Below are 7,696 nucleotides of genomic sequence, written 5' to 3' on the forward strand. Positions count from 1 at the left end.
AAAATATTTTGCTCAACCATTTTTCATCCCTGAGGGTGGCGCAAAATATTTTCACACGCCATGGGCATTTGTGCTCTTTGTGTGCTTCGTGGTTCCAATTCAAGACCCGCAACACGTAGAAACCTACCCGCCTGCACTCGTTCGCAGAAGCTAAAGAAAGAATTTACAGTAGTACTATCAAAGAACAAGCACTCGCTTACCGGAAAGGTTCTATTATTTCTTTGTTTGGTTATTTGCCATAAGTAGTCAACCATATGAAAGGACATTCTTAAATAAACTTTCTCTCAGTCATGACTTACGATCAGTGGTCATCAGTAAAGCCACCTCTTGTCAGGGCAAATCTTCATTCATCACTTTTCCGGTTTCTTTTCCAGCGACGATGGCTCCAGAGGAACGTTTCTGGCTGTTCATAGATTGCAGCCTGGGCAGCACTGACATAAGCATCAATAATCGGATGGTGGTTTTGGTCTTTGGTATTTTCATAAGGAGGCAGCGCCAGCGTTTTAAACTCAAGCTCATAGTAGCCAGGCTTTAATCGCCGGCATTGGGCAAAAAATACCGGGTATTGGGTCAGTAAGGCTATTTTTTCCGCTCCAAGGTAAAAAGGTGCTTCTTTATTGAGATACGGAACCCAGTAACTGCGCTCTCCTTCTACCGGAGTCTGATCAGCCAGCATCACAAACAGCCGAAAACCGCTTTTGCACTTGAGAATATCCCTTCCAGCCCGTTTCATTGGAATGGGGCGGGAATGGAATCGGCTACGAATTTTATGGATAAACTGATTCCAGCCTTTATGGTGCAAAGGCTTGTAAACCGGATCAATAGGCACACCAAGATGTTGTGAAACGCCATGGAGCATCCACTCCCAATTGCCCTGGTGGATGGTTAACACGATGATTGGCCTGGATCTCCCAAGGGATGCAGCTTCCAGGGCATCAGCACCAACAATTGAGCAGCGTTCTTTAAACGTTTCTGCACTCATGCTGTGAGCCTTGATCACTTCAAGCGCAAGATTCGAAAAATGCCGGTAAAATTGTCTGGTCACATGATCGATATAGGCTTCCTTTTTTTCTGGAAAAGCCTGCCGCAAATTTTTATGCACCGTGCCAATTCGATATTTATAGAGATAAAAGATGAGTAAATAAAGTAAATAGGAAAGGATATAAATAACCTTGAATGGGAGATAAGAAATAAACTTGGCAATCAACATAACAAAACAGGCTCTTTCCTCTGATACGAACCAATCACTGAAAATAAATTAACCTGAGTAAAATGAACTTTTCAAATTAAATTTAATCTGAAATGGACAAACTATTTTGAAAAATGCCGAGCGTAAGGCTTTAACAATATGGACAGTACTTCACTTTCAGAAACAGCAATATTTCATTCAGCACTAGAATGCAGTAAAAAACTCACTCAACCTGTTATTTATAACAACAACGTTTTATCGATTGGGGGCATTCGTCATACTTCTGCCACCGGTTTTGATTATAGACCTGTGAGAGAAATTCCCATAGGCAAGCGTTCCATCAATGATCCGGGTCCCATCCTGGTAAAGTGCAATAATAATTTCTTCTGGGACTTGTCCCGTATTGATCTTAAATCATTACTCCTTCCGGAAACTTTTTTTACCAAGCGGGCAAAATTTGTTGTAGGCTTGCAACTCGGCAAGAGTATTGCGGAGGTTTTATTTCAAGGCTCAACCACAGAAGACGCGGATATACGACCACTCAATGTCTGGCAACAATATCAATATAAGTTCTGTAAACTGAAACTGTTCGATTACCCTGCCCAGTTTGTTTTTTTCGACCTGATAGGAAGTCAACTCAGGCGCTTGCTGCCTGAAGCGCTGGTTGCTGAGCTGGACTCAAAACAGCTTCAGGATTACTTGTCAGTCAAGGAAAGCTTTATTAATCCTCAACTGAATGAAGAACAAAAGGCAAGCATTCAAGACCAACTCAAGGCAAGTGTCACAGAGGATGTACAAACCGTATGCAACGCTCAGCAATATCGATACTCTCAACCGGATGGCATGAATGGAGAAATATTTGTCAAAGCCTTCGCGCCTAAAATTCGCGGTGTATTATTAAAAGTTCTGGGAGAGCTGGCCCGGGGCGGCATTCCATTGCACGATGCCCCGGAGTTTATTGGTTATGTTCCCCCGGAGATAGCCAATCCCCTGGCAGAAAAATCAGGTTTTCTCGACAGCAACTGGTCAGGTAACTTCCTGCACGGTAAATATTCGCATTTGTTGGCACTGGCATTTCTCAGTAGAGAAGCAGGCCTGAGCGCATCAACATTGAAAGCCGTCGTGACCCATGATCTTTGGGATGATCTGTTAGACCAAAGCCCCTATGCAAATATCTATCTGGATCAGTTGGGTGAGCATGAATTCTTGATTCACGACAGAAATCCATTCACCTTTCCATGTAATCCTTTCGCATTTCAGCAAATGCTTTGTACTGGTGAAGTTTCTTCTACCCTGCGGCAGATTGCAGACCTGTTTGAAGGGCTCTCCACGTGCGAGCAAGCCATGCTGTCAACTGCTTTTCAGGAGCAGCTGACCCCTGAAAGACTCTTGTCCATGGCGCAAAATACCCAGCTACTGGAGCACATTATTGCCCTGGAGCATCATAACGATATATTGGAGATCAAACAGCATTTTGCCGTACCGACATTGGGGCTTGTTCCCCGGGAGGTGTTGGCAGAATACGATAATTGGACACCTGGACAATTCGTAGAGTTCAAGCACTCAAGTGAACTGTTAGCGTTTGCTGCCAAAAGAGCATTTCAACGGGGAGACAAAGTGGTTGCCATCTCAAATTATTTTAAAAACCCTTTGTATCAATTGATTGGCAGTGAAGAGACTTCGCAACGAGAGATCAGGAAACTACAAGACTTTGAGGTCAAGCCGGCGTTTATCAGCTTCCTGGTGTGGCCTTCACAAAACGCCCCCTATCGCGTTTAGTGCTTCATCCAAACAGCATCACAAACGCAGATATGGCTATAGTCATACCATTCCCATAAAATGGCGCCAGCAACCAGAAGAGGGCGGGTTTATGGCGTCACTCAGGGCACAACTCAGTCAACAATTCATTGCCTCCCCTGCTACAAACGTTCTTCCTGAAGCAATCAGGCTTATGGTCACTGCCCACTGGCAACAGTTTGTGGATAACAACTCGTCTTTCACTTTTCCTGCCAGCCTTTTTCCTGACCAGAGCGATCAACTGAGTCCTGAGCTGATGGATCAGCTGATCCATTGCTGGGCAGGCAGTGACTTTGCCGCGCAACAGTGTATTCGTCACCCGCAGTGGCTTTCCAGCATGCTGGAAAATCATGACCAACTCCCCGGCCTTGCCCAAACCCATCCGCAACGTTTACACAAAGCACTGGCAGCGGTTGCCAATGAGCAGGATCTGATCAAGGCTCTCAGATGTTACCGCAACCGGGAAATGCTTCGAATTATCTGGCTCGACCTGAACCGTCGGGTCAGCATGCCACAAACCACAGCGGATATGTCGGCCCTGGCAGATGCGTGCATTGATAGCACGCTCAACTGGCTTTACCAGGACTGCTGCCAGACCATGGGAACGCCCTATGGCACCAACAACCCGGGCGAAGAGCCGGTTCCCCAGAACATGGTGGTGCTGGGTATGGGCAAACTGGGCGCCAGGGACCTCAACCTCTCTTCAGACATTGACCTGATATTCACCTATCCCTGCCAGGGGGAGACCCGGGGCAGCAAAAAAGTCATCACCAACCAGGAGTTTTTTATCCGCCTCGGCCAGCGACTGATCAGGGTGCTGGATTGTCAGAATGCCGATGGTTTTGTGTTCCGGGTTGATATGCGACTGCGGCCTTATGGCTCCAGCGGCGCACTGGCCATGAGCTTTGCTGCCATGGAGCAGTATTATCAGGATCAGGGCCGGGACTGGGAACGTTACGCCATGCTCAAGGCCCGGGTGGCTGCCGGAGATATTCCCGCAGGCCAGCTGCTGCTCAGCCAGCTGCGTCCTTTTGTTTATCGTCGCTATATTGATTTTGGCTCCATCAGTGCCCTGCGGGAAATGAAGCAGCTGATCCGCCGGGAAGTGAAACGCAAAGGCATGCAGGGCAATATCAAGCTTGGGCCCGGTGGTATTCGTGAGATTGAGTTCACCATTCAGTCTTTCCAGTTAATTCATGGCGGGCGTGACCGCGCTCTGCAGGAGCGAAACCTGCTGAGGGTCTTGTCAACGCTGCAGGGCAAACACTATTTTTCGCCTGACGAAGCCAATGAGCTGAAAGCCGCTTATATCTTTCTGCGCAACCTTGAACATGCTCTCCAGGCCATTGCCGACCGACAGACTCAGGATCTGCCGAAAAGCCCGGAGACTCAGGCACGGGTTGCCTTCAGTATGGGGCAACAAGACTGGCCTGAATTACTGGGCATACTGGAGAAACACCGTCAGAACGTCACCGCTCATTTTGATGCAGTGATTGCCGATCCTGAAACCACAAATGATGCTGATCAATGGGAAGCCCTTTGGCTTGGCCAGCTCAGCGAGGAAGAAGAGCAACAGCTGATGGACCGGGAGGGCTTCAAAGAGGTCGATGCTTCCTGGCAGCGACTGGTTTCCCTGCGCGATGGCAAAGCCATTACCCGGGTCAGGAGGCAGAGCCGTGATCGTCTGGACAAGTTTGTCCCGCTGCTGCTGAGAGTGGCTGCCAACGCCACTGAGCCTGATACTTTTTTACTGCGAATTCTTCCGCTGATTGAGGCAGTACTGCGTCGAACGGCTTACCTGGTTCTGCTGATCGAGAATCCCGGCGCGCTGGAGCACCTCGGCAAACTCTGTATTGCCAGCCCATGGATTGCTGAACAGATTGCCCGCTTTCCAGCACTTCTCGATGAGTTCCTCAATCTTGGTGATCTCTATAACCCACCGGAAAAAGAAGCATTGGCCGACGAGCTGCGACAACAGCTCGCCCATATCCCCCAAGACGACCTTGAAAACCAGATGGAAGTACTGCGTCACTATAAAATGGCCCATGTTCTGCGGGTAACGGCAGCCCAGGTTTCCGGCACCTTGCCTCTGATGAAAGAGAGTGACTACCTGACCTGGATTGCTGAAGTGATTCTTGATGCCGTACTGGCCATTGCCTGGCGAAACCTGGTGAAAAAATATGGCATGCCCGGGGATGCCGAGGGCAACCTGTGTGATCCCGGCTTCATTATTGTGGGCTATGGCAAGCTTGGCGGTATTGAGCTGGGCCCCGGCTCTGACCTTGACCTGGTATTCATCCATAACGGTGGCACCAATAAAGCGACCAACGGCCCCAGAGCCATTGACAGCACCACGTTCTATACGCGCCTTGGTCAGCGAATAATTCATATTCTGACCACGCAGACAGCCTCCGGTATTCTTTATGATGCGGATATGAGACTACGCCCATCCGGTTCCAAGGGATTACTGGTTAACTCCTTCACTTACTTTGCGAAATACCAGAAAGAAGAGGCCTGGACATGGGAACATCAGGCCCTGGTGCGAGCCCGTGTGATTAGCGGCGATCCATCGCTGGCACAGAAATTCGCAAGGCTGAGATCAACCATTCTCAGCCAGCAACGGGATATTAAAAAACTCCGTAGTGATGTTGTGGCTATGCGCCAGAAAATGCGGGAACATCTGAAGTCAACGTCTTCAGTCAATCGTGGTGACGTCTTCCATTTAAAACATGACCCGGGCGGCATCGTTGATATCGAATTTCTGATGCAGTTTGCCGTTCTGCGGTATTCCAGCGAGTATCCTGCGCTGCTGAAATGGACCGACAACGTGCGGATCTCTGAAGCACTGGAGCTTGCAGGCCTGTTGAAACACGACGACGCCCATCAGCTTCGGGAGGCTTATAAGACATTCCGGTTCAGTATTCATCAAAAAGCATTACAAAACGAGAGTCCTGAAGTAGAAAACAGCTATGGCAACTGCCTGCGTCAGGCAGTTATGACCATCTGGGCAAACTGTATGAAATAGTAAGAATCAACCGCTAACGATTAGTGGCCTTATCACCTATTTTGACCTTTACATATAGACTACCATCGGAAGACATGCGCAGTGCAAGATCGTCTAACGCTATAGCTTGTGGGCAACCAATAGGTTCGTTCATCTCTTGCCGCGGTTTTTGGAAGCATGACATTGACCTTAAGCTTGAGTTTAGTTCAGGCAAATATCGTTCACTCCACAAAACATCCCCGCCATCCCCAAGTATCTCAAAGGAAAATTGTTGATTGAATGGCCAGGCCAGAACATTGTCATACTTGCCTTTCATAATTACCAAAAACAGGCTGACATGAGTTCCCAGACCTGCACCATCACCATTTGGAAATAGTTTTACTGACATCCTGTAACCATTCGCATAAAAAATTTCGCTAAAAGTTGATGTCTCTCCACCTCTTCTGGCCAAAAAGAAAGCATCTTTGAAATCTTCTATTTCCCATAAGAAGGTTCCATCAATTAAAGACTGTTCCTTCAATTCCTTTATTGTAAATCTATGTTCAGCACAGCTCAAAGAGATGGAATTTACCATTCTTTGCAGTTCACTGATTGTGTCAGCCTGCTCCGCGATTATCGCTTCCAGTCTTTCAATTTTTGTTTTATTCATCGATACCTGCGTTTGCAAGCTACCATCGAGACTTCTTTCATTCTCTGATCCAGATGGCCTCTGTGAGAATCTGCCCAATTGGCAATAATTCTCTACAGGTGCAGCTGCATGTGCTCCCAGTGGTTCAGCAACCCGGGGAAGAGAGCATCGATGTGCATTTTCGTAATGATAGGGCAAATCACTTAGCGATACTGCATTAGCACATTCAAACTCAAGAAAACTCCGACTCGCTGACGTCATATTTTTCGCACAAAATACAGTGGTATCCTGACATAATATGGTCAGTTCTTGATCTTCACCATAATTTTTGTAGCTGGTGGGATATAACTCTTTCACACACTGGATGTCAGCTGGTAACTTGTAATCTTTTGGTGTTTCAGCCCCTGGCAAGTCTCTTGGTCGCATATCGAGGATGGCCTGATCACGGACTTTCCTGTTTTTCAAAGACCTGCCTTCCACAATATGTGCTTTGGGACTCCCCGAACACAGGCTACAGGATAATAACTTCATTTTGTCCTCATCACTGCGTCGACATCTGAACTCTGCTCCGCTGGTAGTTTTATAAATGCTATCAGACAGGCCAAGGACCTGTGTAAATGGACCTAAACCATTCTGATGCATTAAGGCAGATAGTTGGCTACCAAAGTTCATTAGCAAACGCTCCCGTTAAATCCTGGAGAAAACATTAACACACCCCACATCAGACAAGAGGACGCAAATAAACCCGCTGATATTTTGATGAGCTGTCTTTGATGAGCTGTCTTTGATGAGCTGTCTTTGATGAGCTGTCAAAGAGATTTATGGCAATCATAACCATCACTCTGATGCCACTTGTTACTCTGACCATTAATTATTCTGTTGGTTCAATTGGAAATGCTGCAATCGACAGGCTGGAGGGGGAAAGATGCTGGTTCCGGGAATAACTCTTGAGCGTTAGGTAGCTGGCCATATGGAATCGAATATTTCTGGCTACCCGGGCAGGTACTGTGCAAGGCACAACGGAGGGAGCATAGCCGTAGCTATGTGACCGGAGTTGTAACGAAGCACAGTGCCAGCA

The 7,696-nt window shown here is 47.5% G+C and carries 5 protein-coding genes; 2 read left to right on the top strand and 3 right to left on the bottom strand.

The window, feature by feature from the left end; genetic code table 11:
* Nucleotides 1-343 precede the first annotated feature (343 nt).
* Nucleotides 344-1,210 carry a lysophospholipid acyltransferase family protein gene (locus KDK14_RS05790; protein ID WP_257264068.1) on the bottom strand — a complete coding sequence of 289 codons (867 nt, stop codon included), beginning with the start codon at nt 1,208-1,210 and terminating at the stop codon, nt 344-346.
* Nucleotides 1,211-1,348: 138 nt separating this feature from the next.
* Between KDK14_RS05790 and KDK14_RS05795 the strand changes: the two genes are divergently transcribed.
* Both KDK14_RS05795 and glnE read left to right on the top strand, forming a co-directional pair.
* On the top strand, nt 1,349-2,968 hold the full coding sequence (locus KDK14_RS05795; protein ID WP_257264069.1) for a hypothetical protein: 1,620 nt from the start codon (nt 1,349-1,351) through the stop codon (nt 2,966-2,968).
* A gap of 91 nt (nt 2,969-3,059) precedes the next feature.
* Nucleotides 3,060-6,011, top strand: a complete 2,952-nt coding sequence (glnE, locus tag KDK14_RS05800; RefSeq protein ID WP_257264070.1) for a bifunctional [glutamate--ammonia ligase]-adenylyl-L-tyrosine phosphorylase/[glutamate--ammonia-ligase] adenylyltransferase — start codon at nt 3,060-3,062, stop codon at nt 6,009-6,011.
* A gap of 13 nt (nt 6,012-6,024) precedes the next feature.
* On the opposite strand, the gene KDK14_RS05805 is transcribed toward glnE, so the two are convergent.
* Entirely contained in the window at nt 6,025-7,290 is a 1,266-nt protein-coding gene (locus KDK14_RS05805; protein WP_257264071.1) for a hypothetical protein, read from the bottom strand.
* 199 nt (nt 7,291-7,489) lie between these two features.
* Nucleotides 7,490-7,696, bottom strand: a 207-nt coding sequence (locus KDK14_RS05810) for a hypothetical protein (protein ID WP_257264072.1), incomplete at its 5' end; no start/stop codon positions are given.

Source organism: Endozoicomonas sp. ONNA2 (assembly GCF_024606365.1).
Classification (GTDB): domain Bacteria; phylum Pseudomonadota; class Gammaproteobacteria; order Pseudomonadales; family Endozoicomonadaceae; genus Endozoicomonas.